This is a genomic window from Ureibacillus sp. 179-F W5.1 NHS, from assembly GCF_045369345.1.
GTDB lineage: Bacteria > Bacillota > Bacilli > Bacillales_A > Planococcaceae > Ureibacillus > Ureibacillus halotolerans.
In genome coordinates this window covers 39223-53692 of record NZ_JBIQFG010000022.1, presented here as the reverse complement: position 1 = coordinate 53692, position 14470 = coordinate 39223, and the positions used below count along the sequence as shown (strand labels likewise).

At 34.8% G+C, this 14470-nt stretch carries 22 protein-coding genes and 1 pseudogene; 6 read left to right on the top strand and 17 right to left on the bottom strand.

The window, feature by feature from the left end; translation table 11 throughout:
• Nucleotides 1-205: 205 nt before the first annotated feature.
• From ACH0B5_RS11145 to ACH0B5_RS11080, 14 genes and pseudogenes are all read right to left on the bottom strand, one after another.
• A complete protein-coding gene (locus ACH0B5_RS11145; RefSeq protein ID WP_406927832.1) occupies nt 206-1018 on the bottom strand; it encodes an ABC transporter ATP-binding protein in 813 nt (270 codons plus the stop codon).
• The gene (locus ACH0B5_RS11140) at nt 1018-2055 is read right to left on the bottom strand and encodes a FecCD family ABC transporter permease (protein WP_122971689.1); all 1038 of its coding nucleotides are present in this window, start codon (nt 2053-2055) and stop codon (nt 1018-1020) included. Before ACH0B5_RS11140 ends, ACH0B5_RS11145 begins: the two co-directional genes overlap by 1 nt.
• Nucleotides 2052-3104 carry a FecCD family ABC transporter permease gene (locus ACH0B5_RS11135; protein ID WP_241559298.1) on the bottom strand — a complete coding sequence of 351 codons (1053 nt, stop codon included), beginning with the start codon at nt 3102-3104 and terminating at the stop codon, nt 2052-2054. The genes ACH0B5_RS11140 and ACH0B5_RS11135 overlap by 4 nt, the downstream gene beginning before the upstream one ends.
• Complete coding sequence (locus ACH0B5_RS11130; RefSeq protein ID WP_122971688.1) at nt 3085-4137, bottom strand: iron-siderophore ABC transporter substrate-binding protein; 1053 nt, start codon at nt 4135-4137, stop codon at nt 3085-3087. Before ACH0B5_RS11130 ends, ACH0B5_RS11135 begins: the two co-directional genes overlap by 20 nt.
• A 164-nt stretch (nt 4138-4301) precedes the next feature.
• Nucleotides 4302-4847 (bottom strand): DUF1697 domain-containing protein, encoded by a 546-nt coding sequence (locus ACH0B5_RS11125; protein WP_122971687.1) that lies wholly within the window; start codon nt 4845-4847, stop codon nt 4302-4304.
• A gap of 75 nt (nt 4848-4922) precedes the next feature.
• A complete protein-coding gene (locus tag ACH0B5_RS11120) occupies nt 4923-5243 on the bottom strand; it encodes a hypothetical protein (RefSeq protein WP_122971686.1) in 321 nt (106 codons plus the stop codon).
• 131 nt (nt 5244-5374) lie between these two features.
• Nucleotides 5375-6172 (bottom strand): DUF817 domain-containing protein, encoded by a 798-nt coding sequence (locus tag ACH0B5_RS11115; RefSeq protein ID WP_122971700.1) that lies wholly within the window; start codon nt 6170-6172, stop codon nt 5375-5377.
• Nucleotides 6173-6209: 37 nt separating this feature from the next.
• Nucleotides 6210-6434, bottom strand: a complete 225-nt coding sequence (locus tag ACH0B5_RS11110) for a helix-turn-helix domain-containing protein (RefSeq protein WP_122971685.1) — start codon at nt 6432-6434, stop codon at nt 6210-6212.
• Nucleotides 6435-6445: 11 nt separating this feature from the next.
• Nucleotides 6446-6927, bottom strand: a pseudogene (locus ACH0B5_RS11105) (DUF2975 domain-containing protein).
• 208 nt (nt 6928-7135) lie between these two features.
• Nucleotides 7136-7300 (bottom strand): hypothetical protein, encoded by a 165-nt coding sequence (locus ACH0B5_RS11100; protein ID WP_158599681.1) that lies wholly within the window; start codon nt 7298-7300, stop codon nt 7136-7138.
• A 180-nt stretch (nt 7301-7480) separates the two neighbouring features.
• On the bottom strand, nt 7481-8011 hold the full coding sequence (locus ACH0B5_RS11095; RefSeq protein WP_122971683.1) for a GNAT family N-acetyltransferase: 531 nt from the start codon (nt 8009-8011) through the stop codon (nt 7481-7483).
• Nucleotides 8012-8151: 140 nt separating this feature from the next.
• The gene (locus tag ACH0B5_RS11090; protein WP_158599680.1) at nt 8152-8316 is read right to left on the bottom strand and encodes a hypothetical protein; all 165 of its coding nucleotides are present in this window, start codon (nt 8314-8316) and stop codon (nt 8152-8154) included.
• 31 nt (nt 8317-8347) lie between these two features.
• The gene (locus ACH0B5_RS11085) at nt 8348-8956 is read right to left on the bottom strand and encodes a lysozyme inhibitor LprI family protein (RefSeq protein WP_122971682.1); all 609 of its coding nucleotides are present in this window, start codon (nt 8954-8956) and stop codon (nt 8348-8350) included.
• 236 nt (nt 8957-9192) lie between these two features.
• A complete protein-coding gene (locus tag ACH0B5_RS11080; protein WP_206613374.1) occupies nt 9193-9573 on the bottom strand; it encodes a DUF3231 family protein in 381 nt (126 codons plus the stop codon).
• Here ACH0B5_RS11080 and ACH0B5_RS11075 point away from each other — a divergent pair.
• The 6 genes from ACH0B5_RS11075 (at nt 9560) to ACH0B5_RS11050 (ending at nt 12917) form a co-directional block, all read left to right on the top strand.
• A complete protein-coding gene (locus tag ACH0B5_RS11075; RefSeq protein ID WP_122971680.1) occupies nt 9560-9955 on the top strand; it encodes a hypothetical protein in 396 nt (131 codons plus the stop codon). The two genes, ACH0B5_RS11080 and ACH0B5_RS11075, sit on opposite strands and share 14 nt — an antisense overlap.
• Nucleotides 9942-10625: a hypothetical protein gene (locus ACH0B5_RS11070; protein WP_122971679.1), complete on the top strand. Its 684-nt coding sequence runs from the start codon at nt 9942-9944 to the stop codon at nt 10623-10625. The genes ACH0B5_RS11075 and ACH0B5_RS11070 overlap by 14 nt, the downstream gene beginning before the upstream one ends.
• Nucleotides 10626-10823: 198 nt before the next feature.
• Entirely contained in the window at nt 10824-11477 is a 654-nt protein-coding gene (locus ACH0B5_RS11065; RefSeq protein ID WP_406927831.1) for a hypothetical protein, read from the top strand.
• A 324-nt stretch (nt 11478-11801) separates the two neighbouring features.
• Nucleotides 11802-12128, top strand: coding sequence for a hypothetical protein (locus tag ACH0B5_RS11060; protein WP_122971677.1), 327 nt, complete (start codon nt 11802-11804; stop codon nt 12126-12128).
• Nucleotides 12082-12414 carry a hypothetical protein gene (locus tag ACH0B5_RS11055; protein WP_122971676.1) on the top strand — a complete coding sequence of 111 codons (333 nt, stop codon included), beginning with the start codon at nt 12082-12084 and terminating at the stop codon, nt 12412-12414. The genes ACH0B5_RS11060 and ACH0B5_RS11055 overlap by 47 nt, the downstream gene beginning before the upstream one ends.
• A gap of 119 nt (nt 12415-12533) precedes the next feature.
• On the top strand, nt 12534-12917 hold the full coding sequence (locus tag ACH0B5_RS11050) for a hypothetical protein (RefSeq protein WP_122971675.1): 384 nt from the start codon (nt 12534-12536) through the stop codon (nt 12915-12917).
• Nucleotides 12918-12993: 76 nt separating this feature from the next.
• On the opposite strand, the gene ACH0B5_RS11045 is transcribed toward ACH0B5_RS11050, so the two are convergent.
• From ACH0B5_RS11045 to ACH0B5_RS11035, 3 genes are all read right to left on the bottom strand, one after another.
• Nucleotides 12994-13152, bottom strand: coding sequence for a DpnD/PcfM family protein (locus ACH0B5_RS11045; RefSeq protein ID WP_122971674.1), 159 nt, complete (start codon nt 13150-13152; stop codon nt 12994-12996).
• Nucleotides 13153-13254: 102 nt separating this feature from the next.
• Nucleotides 13255-13578, bottom strand: a complete 324-nt coding sequence (locus ACH0B5_RS11040; protein ID WP_122971673.1) for a hypothetical protein — start codon at nt 13576-13578, stop codon at nt 13255-13257.
• Complete coding sequence (locus tag ACH0B5_RS11035) at nt 13565-14431, bottom strand: ubiquitin-activating E1 family protein (protein WP_122971672.1); 867 nt, start codon at nt 14429-14431, stop codon at nt 13565-13567. The genes ACH0B5_RS11040 and ACH0B5_RS11035 overlap by 14 nt, the downstream gene beginning before the upstream one ends.
• Nucleotides 14432-14470 lie beyond the last annotated feature (39 nt).

Below are 14470 nucleotides of genomic sequence, written 5' to 3'. Positions count from 1 at the left end.
CAAGTGTCTTTGTTTTTCTTCTAAAACGAAAAAGGTAGAAGACTGAAAATTCAGTTAAAATTTATGCGACATTAGTGGTTCTCTTTATATGAAAGGTTTCATTAACCTTAGCGCCAATTTTTCCTATACCCTCTCCATAATTAATTTAAACCCTTAAAGAGAAAATCACCTCTATTTTTCATATAGAGGTGATTTGTTGAATGTTTTAAATATCCCCATCTTTTACATGATAACGCCCTTTTGGAATGACTAATGGCGTATCAGAAACGGGATCTGGAATGACAACACAGTTTAAGTCGAAAACCGATTCGACTAAATCACTCGTTAGCACTTCTGTCGTTTTTCCCTCTGCAATCAGCTTTCCTTCTTTTACCGCAAAAATATAGTCTGCATACCGGGCTGATAAGTTAATATCGTGCAATACCATAACAATCGTCGTACCATATTTACGGTTTAAATTTGTAAGTAAATCTAAAATTTCAACTTGATACGTAATATCTAAAAAGGTAGTCGGTTCATCTAGCAGTAAAATATCGGTTTGTTGGGCAAGGGCCATCGCAATCCAAACCCGTTGTCTTTGACCACCTGAAAGTTCGTCGATATCGCGATTCGCAAATTCAATAATATTCATAAATTCCATCGCTTCTTCTACCGCTTCATAATCTTGTTTCGACCATCCACTAAATAATGATTGGTGCGGAAATCTTCCCCGACCGACTAAATCGGCCACCGTAATCCCATCCGGAACGACTGGTGATTGCGGGAGAAGGCCTAACATACGGGCCAATTGCTTCGGCGGATATTTGTTAATCACTTTCCCATCTAGCGTGACATCACCTTCTGTCGGTTTAATCAGTTTGGCCATCGTTTTTAAAAGGGTTGATTTCCCACTACCATTTGCACCGATAATGACACTGATTTTATTTTGTGGAATGTCGAGATCAATTCCATGAATGATCGTCTTATGATCATAGCCAGAAACAAGACGTTCTGCTCGAAAAACATGTGTGTTGCTCATTATAATTCTCCTTTTCGGTTCATTCGAATTAGCAGATAAATTAAATAAGGTGCTCCGAGTAATCCGGTAATCACCCCTACTGGGAATCGATATTCAAATGCAAACTGTCCTATTAAATCTGCAAATAATACGAGATTCGCTCCGACTAGACCTGCTGGGAGAATATTTGACACACTAGCACCAACTAGTCGATTCGCAATTGGTCCTGCTAAAAAGGAAACAAAGGCAATTGGTCCCGTTGTTGCTGTCGCAATCGCAATGATAAATACGGCACTTACGATTAAAGTAATACGCAATTTATCGGTAGCGATGCCAAGAGAAGTTGCCATTTGCTCCCCTAATTCTAGCATGTTTAACTGTTTACCAAGGGCAAGTAGTATAGGTGTGAAAATAACGACAATTAAAATTAACGGAAGTACTTCACTCATTTTGGAACCATTTAGACTCCCACTTAACCACCTTAAAGCTACCGTAATATCTTGTTGGGCACTTTTCAGAATCAAGTACGAAATGACCGCATCTAACATCGCTTGCATCCCAATCCCAATAATGATTAAACGACCAATTGAAAAGGAACGACCACGGGATAAAAGATACATCACAATGACTGTAATTAATCCCCCAACGACTGCCGCAATCGATACAACGGTATTACTTGTATGGAGGACGATTATACAAAATACAGCGGCCACACTGGAACCGGATGTAATACCTAAAATATTTGGATTCGCTAATGGGTTACGTAACATCGTTTGAAAAATGTAACCTGCTACCCCAAAGGCAAATCCTGCAAATAAGCCCGTAATCATTCGGGGAAGACGAATTGTATTGATGGCAAAATTAGCCCCTGCAATATCTTCCCCCATTAATGTACGAATAACGACATCTACTGGATAAATCGTGTTTCCTAATAAAAGCATCCCACCACAAAGGATGACTGCTAATATACTTAATAAACTCGTAACAAAAATCCAACGTCTTCTTCGTTGACGCATTCCTTTTACGATAAAATTCGTTTCAACCGTCTGATTTCTCATAATGACCTCACCTTCGATCTTTTTGCTAGTAAGATGAGGATAGGTGCGCCAATAAAGGCTGTCACAATACCAACTTCTAGTTCTCCAGGACTTCCAAGCAATCGACCAAACACATCAGAAATCGTTAAAATAATTGCCCCAGCTAAGGCTGACATCGGAATTAAGAAGCGTAAATCTGGTCCAATTACTAAACGCATCGCATGGGTAGCTAAAAGACCGATAAAACCGATAGGACCGGCTAAAGCAGTTGTTACGCCACATAAAATAACCCCCGCGCAAATTGCAAATACCCGCACCACACCAGGTCGTACACCGAGGCCAGATGCCACATCGTCACCTAATGCTAAGGCATTTAATGCCGGTGCGGATACAAAGGCAATCAATACCCCAATTAGTAAAAAGGGAATGAAAATCGTGATGGAATCCCACGATCCCGAGCCAACGCTTCCTACTTGCCAATAGCGAAATTGATCCATTGCATATTGACTTGGAATCATAATGGCTGTGACAAGCGAAGAAAGAGCTGCAGTAGTTGCAGCTCCAGCTAACACTAATTTAATTGGCGTTGCACCACCACGCCCCATAGAGCCTATTCCAAATACGAAAACTGCTGTGACGGCAGCTCCGATTAAAGCTAACCAAATATATTGGCTTGCTGTCGTAATATTAAAAAATGAAATACCACCTACTACAAACAACGCTGCACCTGTATTGACTCCTAAAATACTCGGGTCAGCTAATGGATTACGGGTCACTGTTTGCATTAGTACGCCCGCAATCCCTAACGCAACACCACAACACAAACTAAAAACTGTCCGTGACATTCGCTTTTGCACTACGTTGGCACCGTAAGAATCTTGATTTTGATAAAATAACCCATCCATTAATTCTTGGAAACTCACTACCCGAGCCCCTAATACTAAAGAAGCAATGATCGTGACGATTAATAAAATAAATCCAACCGTTAAAATGAGGGAAAAATGTTTCGGTACATGTAAATCTAGTTTCTTTTTGTTAGAGTCGTAATGATTATTCTTCAATTTTATCAATTGCCCCACCAATTAATTCTAAATATTCATCAATTGTATACTCGATTGAAAGTGGGTTTGGCGTACCCGCTGCAACTAGAGGCGTATCACTTGTAATAAACGCGACAGAACCTCTTTCAACAGCTGGAATTTTTCCAAGTAAAGGATCCGCTTTAATTGTTTCGTAAAGGGCATCATCGCCATAACCAACGATAATGTCTGCATCAAATAAGGCTTCAACGTTTTCAGCACTTAAATTTAATGAGTAGCTTGAAGGATCCGTAATCAGTTCCGTTACACTTTCTGGATACGTCAGACCTAACTCCTTTAAGAAGGACACACGGGAATCAATTGGCGTATAAATATGTAATTGGGATAAATCATCTGCTGAGAAGTTCACCCACACAACTTTTTTCCCTTCGATTTGAGGGTACGCAGATAATTTTTCATCAATTAAACTTTCGATATCTTTAATTAATTGCTCGCCTTCTTCTTTCATGCCCATACCTTGTGCATTAAGTTCCACTTGTTCACGCCAAGTTGTTGCCCATGGTGCATCTGGATAAGCGACTACGGGAGCAATTTGCGTTAATGTTTCATAATCTTCAGCTGTAATACCAGAATATGCAGCAAGAATAACGTCCGGATCTGCATCGGAAATTGCTTCAAAATCTAAACCATCTGTATCTTGGAAAACGTTCGGGTCTGTTGCCCCTAGTTCATCTAACTTTTCTTTTGTCCATGGTAATAAACCGCTATCATCTTGAACACCAAAGTTTGCCGCTGAAAAACCGACTGGTACTACACCAAGAGCTAAAGCCACATCTTGATTTCCCCATTGGATTGTCACAACTCGTTCTGGTTTACTTTTAATAACAGCCTCCCCTAACGCATGTTTAATCGTCATTGGATATTGGGAATCTGTTTCAGTCGAAGCTGTTGAATCCTTTTCTTCTGTTTCCTTTTTTGAAGAATCACTCGAGCAGCCTACTAATGCAAAAATGGCCACAATCGCAAACGTTAACATGAATAAAAATGACTTTTTGTTTTTCATATGTATTCCTACCCTTCTAAATTATCATTATGTTTAATTGAAAACGATTATCATTATCAAAAATGTACCCCAAAATTTACTTACTGTCAATGGATTAAAATTTAGAATTCAGAAAAAAAGAAAGTCTCTGAACTTTATCGTTTCATAGACTTTCTTTTCTTTTACTAACTATTTTGAGCTTGCATCAGTTCGTAAATTTTACGAGCGGTGTTCACATTTCTCACTGTCATTTGTTTGTATAGCTTCGTTCCAATGATTTTTGACTTTCCGCTTTTCGTAATATTTTTCTTATCCACCGACCATAGAATGGCCCCTGGAGTATATTTTACTGTGTCAATATTCGGTTTCATGACGATGTTTTCAAGGACCGATTCATTATCCACTTCATCCCATAAAAACATTACATCACTGGACATTTCTTTGTCATTTTTCCATGTGTCCGGAATCGCGTTCATGATTTCTCTTACATCATCGACACTTCGTACCATGACTTTAATTTGTAATCCGAAATCATTATGTATCGCTTCTTCCAAGATCATTGATAGTTCATCTTTTGATAAGCTTTCGCTTGAAAAAATAATATTCCCCGTATTGATGTAGGTGACTACATCGTTCATTCCGACTCGTTCAAAGGTTTGTTTAAGTAACTTCATATCAATCTTATTATTTCCACCAACGTTAATGCCTCGAAGAAGCGCAATATAAACCATAATCATCCCCCTTTACATATATATCCATTATATTCCTTACTCTAAAGGGAAAGCGAACAGTTTATTAAAAAACGCCTACCCTTTTTTTCCTTTTACTTGATCACGAATTTTATTTAAATCTTCCAAAGTTAATTCACCTAAAGATGCGGTAATTTCATCTTCAATTTTTTTTCGGTTGTTTTCCTGATATTGTGTCCACCATTCTCGTAAACCTTCCGTACTATCGAACAGGTAGCCAACATCGATTTCTTCGTTACTGTCATCGGACAAATATTCCAATACAGCTGCTAACATCCGGGTAAGGTCCTCTACTTCTCCTTGCTTTTGTTCTGTGTTTGGGAATGGTACCAATTCGTTTTCGGATTCTTCGTTATTTTGAGCAGATTTTCGTGGCATCGCTTTACACCTCTTTCATTAATTTTATAAGTTCAGTATTACCAAAATAAGTATGTCTAAACGAAAGGAGCCTCCTGCAAAACAAACAAAAAGTCGAACCCTCGTTATAAGAGAAATTCGACTTTTTATTGTTAGTTTTGATTTAAATGAACATCATTTACTTTCGTTGCATTCTTCCCCTTTGTCCGTTTTAACGTTGCTACAATTAGGAAACTAACAATGACTAGTAAAAGCCATGAACTGACCTTCCCTAGGTGCACAAGGCTCCACGCATTTGTTTGATTCGGATATTGCCAAGCACCGAAAAACGTGGCGATGTTTTCTGCTATCCATATAAAAAACCCGATGAGGACAAAGGAGAGTGCAATGGGCATACGGTAACGCGTTCCATTTACTTCATAGAAAACCCAGGAGCGCCAAAAGACGATGAGAACAAGTGCTGATAACCACCAACGTATATCAATCCAATAGTGGTGGGTAAAAAAGTTTAAATAAATGGCCGCTGCCAATGGAACTACGATATAGAAAGGTGGCCATTTCACTAATTCGACCTTGATTCTTCGCCATGCCTGACATAAGTAACTCGCAACACTTGCGTACATAAATCCACTGTATAATGGAACTCCAAAAATTTTAAAATAGCCTTCTTCTGGATAAGACCAGGAGCCCATATGGACTTTAAAAATTTCAAGGGCAAGACCAATCAAGTGGAATAATGTAATCACCTTTAATTCATCCTTCGTTTCAAGTCCGGAACGTAACATCCACCATTGCATCAACAAGCAAATGATAAGTAACCAGTCATACCGTGGTAAAAAAGGCAATGGAATGAATTGGGTTATAGCTAAAGCGGAAAAAATGACGACCGGAAATAAACAAGATAGAGCCTGCTCCCAACCGAAGTGGGTAAGCTGTATGAAAGCTCTTATGACCTTACTTTCCCTTTCCAACTTAACGATTCCAACTTTAGTCATTGTCGTTTCCTTCATCATTTCGATATTCTAAAATGTCTCCAGGCTGACAATCCAACGCTTTACAAATCGCTTCTAAAGTTGATAATCGGATTGCTTTTGCTTTACCATTTTTCAAAATCGACAAGTTCGCCATTGTGATTCCAACCTTTTCAGAAAGCTCCGTTACGCTCATTTTCCTTTTCGCCAACATGACGTCAATATTAATAATAATTGCCATTGTTTTTCACCTCAGACCGTCAAATCATTTTCTAATTTCATATTGATCGCTTCTTGTAAAAGTCTTTGGAGCACAGCGGCAAAGACAGCAATGACCAATGGAGCAAAGATTAAACCTAATCCGACAAGGATAACCCCTGGAGCATCATCCCTCTCCGCGATGAGATAAAAGAGCGGCAACCCTAACACATAGATCACACTAATCGAAATGGCACTATATTTTATTTTCATTAAAGCCTCTACAGAAATTTGAGAAAAGGCATCGTTTTTATCAATATAGCTAAGCAGTTTAAAAGCTTGGTACAGCGCAATGTAATACGGTATGGCTGCTGCATACATCACAAGAAAAACAAGATATTTTAAATACGTATGATCGGGATATAGTTCTGCTGCGAAGTTGGCAATCTCAGGCACTAAAAAATGCACAAAAGAAGAACTGGGACTCCCATCAGAACAACGGCTGTCTTTAAAAAGAGTGTTGACCCTCTTTTCATAAAAAGCACCTCACTTTATTATTTGTCCATTTGAATTTAACATAGAATTTATCGTTTTACAATAAATTATTATTGATTTTAATCATTTTTTTATTGTCCTATATATTTATCCATCATTTTATCCCAAAAGAAAAAGCACTTCTTATTACAAAGAAATGCTTCAAATACTTAGTATTATTTTAATAGAGTTCCAACTCAATCTAATTCATTAAGATTTTAATTTGTCAGAGATAGATTTTAATAGTTGAATCTGTTCCTTTTGTAGTTTTATTACCGTTAGGGCAAACCAAATCACAAAAACGATCGGTACGACATAAATAATGAATAAAATAAGAAGTGGTATAATACCTGTTAATAACTCTAATGCTCCCATTTGTCATCCTCCTTCACCATTACTAATTCCAACATTAGACATTATATCAATAAAAAGACAGATTAAAAATACTTGCAATGCTGAAAGTGAAAAGAATGGAGAAATTAACCATTTACCATGGCGTTCCATCCTTAAATAAAAAAGCCTATATTTCATTTTAGTGAAATATAGGCGAATCGGTTAATCGGATTTTAGTTTCGAAAAGATTTTTAGATCAATATACTTCCCCTTTGACTTTTCTGTTTGTCTAAGGGTACCTTCCCACGTAAAATTCAACTTTTCCAGAACTTTAATGGAATTTATATTTTCAGGCTCCACTTTCGCTTCCACCCTATTTAAGTTCAGCGTATTAAAAGCATTTTCAACAAGGGCACTAATTGCTTCTGGTGCATAGCCATTCCCCCAATGTTCTTTCGCAATATCATACCCTATTTCTGCCTTCTCATTTTCAAAATCTAAAAAGTTATAACCACAAGAACCAATCAATTCATTGGTGCTTAATTTAATAATTGAAAAACGAATCGCTTTATTATCATGAGCTAGTTTATCAAGATGGGAAATCATATTTACCGCTTGGCTTTCCTCTGTGAATGGATCGATATTCATAAATTTAGCCACTTCTGGGTCCGACCAAATTTTAAATAAACTAGCAGAATCCGTAGTCCTCATTTTTCTTAAAAGTAATCTTTCTGTGTATAAATTTGTCATCAATATCCTTTCCTCCATTTCAATGATTGGGTGAGTTGGAAATATTGATATCTGCGCATAGTTCACTCCCTTCTAGTTACCATTCATATTATGAAAAAAGTATTTTACATTTAGTTTAGCACTTCAGTTGAAACTATTAACTTTTAATCTTTTGGTTTACGACCAATAGTATTTAATACAAATCCAGTTATAAACACTAAAACGATTAATAAAAGTACTCTGATCATGTAATGAAGTTCAAAATCATCCAATATGCCCGAATAGATACCTGCCAAGATTGCTAATAAAATGATTTTATATGTTTTCATCAAGTCCCTCCTTAAAGTGTTAGTTGCAAAACTACTTCATATATTTTGCAACGAGCTCATAACATCTTTCCTTCGTAAGACTTGCTTGGGTTGCCACATATTCTAATGATTCCGTCGAACCCCCTTTATATTTAAGGGATGATTCTTTTGCAGTTGCATCTCTATGTTCAATCCATTTCCGCTGTTCTTCCCTTAATTGGTCCCTCTGTTTGGTATTAAGCTGTTCCATCAATACCCCATAAATCTCATTCAATGATTCATCCCATTTTTTATATCTTTCCGCCTCTTGTTCTTCCATTTCAACCATCGTTGTTTTTGCTTCTTCATTTCGATCTGCTTCTTCCATCTCATTAAGTTGCTTAAGATATTCATCCTTTTGATTACTAGGCGTTGACCCTAGAGATGAATTAGAAGCATTGTCTTCTTGGTTATTTAACTCGCTGTTGTCCGCACTTTCCGTGACCGTTTCGGCATTCTCATTTGTATCTGCTGTATTATTATCTACACTTTGTGTCGAGTTACTATTGGATGACTCGTTGTTCGATTCAACCTTTGACTCATCAGATGAATTGCCACAGGCAGCTAAAAGCGTGACTACTACAGTTAGTATTGCGATGAAATATTTTCGATTGGTTGTCATTATTAAAACTCCTTAAACTTACATAATTACGTCTAAATTTTTTTATGTTCTTATTTTTATACGATAATTTTTAAAATAAGTTTCAAGAAAATACCAAATCATTTATAGACTCCAGTTTAGAAAAGAAAATTGGCGCTTATCCTCGTTCCAAGGATAGCGCCAATCTTTAAATAACTATTCTTACTTAACGTCTTTTCCATTAGCAATTTTATTATCAATCCGTCTTTATATTTCTTTTATACATCCATTTTTGGTGGTTCTTCAAACCATCCTTTAGACACCATGAGCTTAACCCCGTCCATTTGATATTGATAGATGTCTTTACCAAACGTCATATTTTTGGCGTGTAGATCATTGCGTAAACTAAAGCCTGCACTAAAGCCACCGCCTCCGAGGGAAAATCCACTCAACAGGTAATTACAGAACATCATTAATTTTTCCGAAAAAGGAGCTATTGTTGAATTTGTAACGGTTCCTCCAGGTGTTGCAGGCGGTTGGATATTATCCTCAAGAAGAAAATTAGAAGTTTCGCCTATAATTTTTTTGGAAAGCTCTATTCCTTGCATAAAATACTTTTTAACATCTTCGTCCTCAGTAGTTTGGATGAAACCAGTCAATGATTGGACATTTGACAATAAAATTATTGCCATTTCACCATCTCTACTCAATATGAATGTTTATATGCTTTGGATTAGTTTGTTTGCAGAGCAAAGGAAAAACTTTATTCGAATTCCTAATTCACATCTTTCAAATGAAGCTGCATTAACTTTAGCAAATTTATTTGAAGATTATACAGGTATATCCATTACTACAAATAACCTTCAGTTTGCATTATACGGTATTAAGGAGATAGTAGTTTTAGCTTTGAAATTAAAGCGACCGCACTATGAAATATATCGCTTTCTCGAATTTCTTTCTGATAACGAATACACGAAACTGATTCATTTATTAAGTAATGAGCGATTTGGTTTAAGGAGGGTTAATTTTGAGTACCGTTAATAAAAAAGGGCTGATAAGAACATCACTTATTGCAAGTGGCTTATTATTTTCTCTATCAATATTGAACGGTTGTCTAGAGGATGCAATTCCAGAAATAAAGGAAGCAGAAGAAAGTACTAAAACAGAAAAGAAAGAGGATGAGATTTCAGAAGAACAAAAAAAGTTGATGGAGGAAATGGAGACTGTTAAACCTGAAGATGCTGTAGAAAATATCGAAGATAATGTGAATGTCGAAGAGTTAGAAAAAATCGAAATCGAAAAGAAAGATAAATACACTGATATTAATGAATTTAGTGCATTTATTTCAGAAGTATTTTTCAATTATCATTCCGGGGCTATTGATAGCGAAGAATTATTGGACTTAATAACACCCCATTTACATGAATATTTTATTGAACAGTTACCAGAAGATGAAGATGCTCGTATTGACATGTTTAGCACTATACAACAATTGTTCACTGATAATTTAAATAGCAAATTAAAATCGTATGTAACAACAACTTCTGAAAAAAATGATATTGCTGACGAAGCTGTATTTTTTCGTAAATATACTTTAGAAGATAACAGCTCTATATATTATGAAAATACTGTTAAGTTGGAAGATGGCCAATGGTTATTAGTAGATGATGTACCAACAATTAGTTATGAAGATGAAAGCGAGGAACATTAAGTGGATCTTGTAAAAAAATACACTAAAATTTTAAAAGAAAAGTTTCAAGAACCTGAGTTTCAAAATGATATAGATAACATTTTCATATATTATTATAAAAAATGTACGATGAATCTTGAAAATAATGAGAGAAACTCTTGGATTTTTGAGGATTTGGATAGGATGTTTAATCTAATGTTTTTACAAGGATATCTTGTAATGAATGAAACAATGAAAGAAAATGAAGACTTGTTAGAAACTCCAAAAGAACCCATTACTTATGAAGAAGTAATTCAGGAAATACCCAATATAATTCGTACATTATTCAAGGAACATCCTGAAGTATTAAATGTGAAAATATGTAATGAATTCGCAATTGATGTATTAACTGCAATGGATCAGGATTTATATGAGGTTATTACCAATTCATTTAACGAAATTGCATACTACGGTGGATGTTATGCTTATATTCATAAATATGAAGAGAATATTATCCGAGAGCATAAAAATGAATTAACGTCTTTTGAAGGATTACATTTTTTAACTCCACAAGTGTATATGTATCAAAAGCCCAATGATGAATCATTAACGTACGAGTTATATGGATGGGCAGGTTCAATTTTAAATAACCAGTGGTTAGGAAGAGTTCAATTCAATCCATTTAAAAAGGATGGTGATTCTCTTTTAGCTGAAATCATGTTATCCGATTTAATCGCTGCAGCTGAAAAAAATGAAATTATCTCGTTAATTATGAATATTTTAAAGAATACTACTAAAGTTGCGGATAATGAAAAAACAATATTCATCAATCATTTCAACGTCTCTACAACAAATACTTATGTTATTGAAAATGTAGCAGTACAAGCTAAATAAATTATTAAATAATAGTAAAATAATCTAATTTTAAAATTCATACAAACAAAAACCCCGGTCTAAATAAGAACGGGGTTTAAATTTATTCAAAATTAGTGCTCAATTGCTGAAGAATATCATATTTTAACTTTTCTAATCGTTACTATTGAATCAAAAAATCAAATGGTTTAGAAAGTATTGTTATAAGTTGAGATATTTTAACCTTTCTCCTTGTACCTAGTCTTTGAATAATAGTAATTATTACAATATTGAAAATTAAAAATTTTACATTAAAATACAATTAATACCATTTTAGGGTAAATTTTTTACTTGGAGGTTGTTTATATGAAACACGTTTTTAAATTAGTATTTGCACTATTCATGGGGATAGGCGTTTCTCTATCTTTAAATTCATATGCATCCGCAAGCCAAATTGAAACGCAAACAGCACCCTTAAGTGAGTATGAAGAAATACTAAATAAACTTTCAAAGGAATATGGAGTGGAATTTTATATTAATCCGGAAAAGAAAGATTATTTTTATGACAGAGTAAAGAATATGAGTATTGAAGAATTTGAGAAAAAACAAAGAGAACAGTATCAAGAATACTTAAAACAAGATCTCAATGATACTAATTCAAAACCCAATAGTTACTCCTTTATCTATAACTGAAAATATTACACAATACAAATCTTTAAGTTACAACACTTCAGCTTATTTAAAATCAACTGTTTTTAGCTCTACAGGAAACCCAGGAACTTTCACATATCAAAGTATTAATTCATATGGTACAACTTGGTCTCATTCCGGTTTTCATTGGGAAGTTGATAGAAAATTTCATAGTTTAAGTAGTGATAGAAAAAGTTGTAAAGTCACACTTTATGGTCATCCAGAAGATGCAAATGGAGTTGCGCTTGCTTATGCTTTAACTGCAAATTTAACATTCTACGCGAATTAACAATTAAAAACAGACATGCTTTAAGTATGTCTGTTTTTAAAATTTTCCAGATATTTCGAATTAATTTGTTTAATTTTTATTAAAATGATTTATAATGAGTAATAAAAAGGAGATAAAACATGAAGAAAATATTGAATATTTCATTAGCCCTTTTGCTAGTATCTGTATTTTGTTCAACTTCTACTCCTAATGCAAAAACAAAAGACAACAATAATGATATTGATTTGGCCATTATTCCATATGTGAAAATTTTAGAAAAGCTTAGTAATGAATATGGAATAAAAATGTATGTTTCAGATGAAGATAAAGAAAAATTTTATAAAAGTGTATCAAATATGTCTCCAAATCAATTTGAAGAGCTGCAAAGAAAACAATATAAAGAAGCACTAAAGTATATCCATGAAACAACACCTTCTTATGATAGTTCTGCTGAGGTTGGTAGTCCTTATCCTACTCCAATTCCTAGAGCAGATAAAATAATTCCAGCGGTTCCGGTAGAGTAATGATTATTTAGAGAGTAGTCGAAAATCACCAATTTAAATAAAAAGGACTGCATTATTGCAGTCCTCATTTTTCACCTCAACATGCTTCAAATTCAACATGAACAAAATCGTCCGAATCTAAAACAACTTCTTCGTTTTTATAAGCACGTTTTAATTCCGCTAATGCTTCTTCTTTACTTTCATATCCTTCTAAATCTATAATTCTTTCAAGTGTTTCTCTTATTACTAATTTCATTTTAATTCCTCCGTTCTTAACTGAACATTAAGCTTTTGTAGCTATTATCTGCATATTTCCACTATGAATAAGGTTTAATCAGGAATAACGATTAATTGCTTCCTAGACATTAATTTTTAGCATGTTTAAAACAGCACTTAAAGTTGCAACCTCTACACGGTGATAATCAAGAGTTGTAAAGTGTTCTTTTCGAGAATCTTCATCAAAATGATCAACACTCATTACTTCTAATTTATCTAATTTCTCTTTAGAGTTTTTAAACCAATTAATCAGTTGTTCTTCAGAGGTATGCTCAACTTCATATCCATACGCTAGTAGTTCAGCGATTTTTAATACCTTTTCACTCCGGTGTTTATCTACACCAACCCAAGATTCAAGTTCTTTCATTGCGTAATAGACTTTTTGATTAACCTTAAATTTGTCCATTTAATAAGTCCTCACATTCTTGTTTTTTTATGCTTCGCATATATCCTTTTTTTGCATGGAACAATGTCATATGATGAGTAATGGTTTTCTCAAACAATACCTCTTGGATCACGTTAGCAATTGATAATGCTGCAAATTTATTTGTGATTAGTCGTTGTGGCTCACTTGCTGATAATTCCGCGCAAGATAACTCACTTGGAGCAATCGTATCTGTATCCTCTAAAATATCAGGAAACATTTTCACAACAGGTTCTTGTAGAACTTTGTTGTCAATTTTCACTCCAACAACAACTTGTCCGCTATAACCGCTATTGTAATAAGCTTCTTTTTCTGCTTCATTCCATTGTTCGATAGGTCTCGTTTGCCAATCTGAAGGAACCTCAACTGATTCATTACCAGCATCTAAATAGATACATGTAGGCACACTATCGAAAAATTGATTCATAATTTTTCTTGAGTAGTTATTATCTACGCAACCAACTAGAATGGGTAAGTAATATGAAGTGGCTTCTAACGCGTTAGTATAATCAACTTGAAATAAACTTTTTAACGCTTCGACACTCTCAATATAGTGATTAGTATAAGACCAGAGGTTTAATCCAAATGACTGCGAATACCTTTCAGCTAATACTTCTGCCTTTGGTAAACCTTCTTCTCCGTCGATAAATAATTGGTTGCCTTTATTTTTCTCTTCAATTAAATCGGGGTCAGTCAATACGTAGACATGGTGCTTGCCTGTAATTGATAACATTTGAGAAACAAGTTGTACTACATTACTGCCTGTACCTCCAACACCAACTTGTACGATAAAGGGAATAGTTTCATTACTAAAAGGACGTACTAGACTAATCATACTAGGCTTACAACTCCTTCTTTATAAGCAAATTTGATT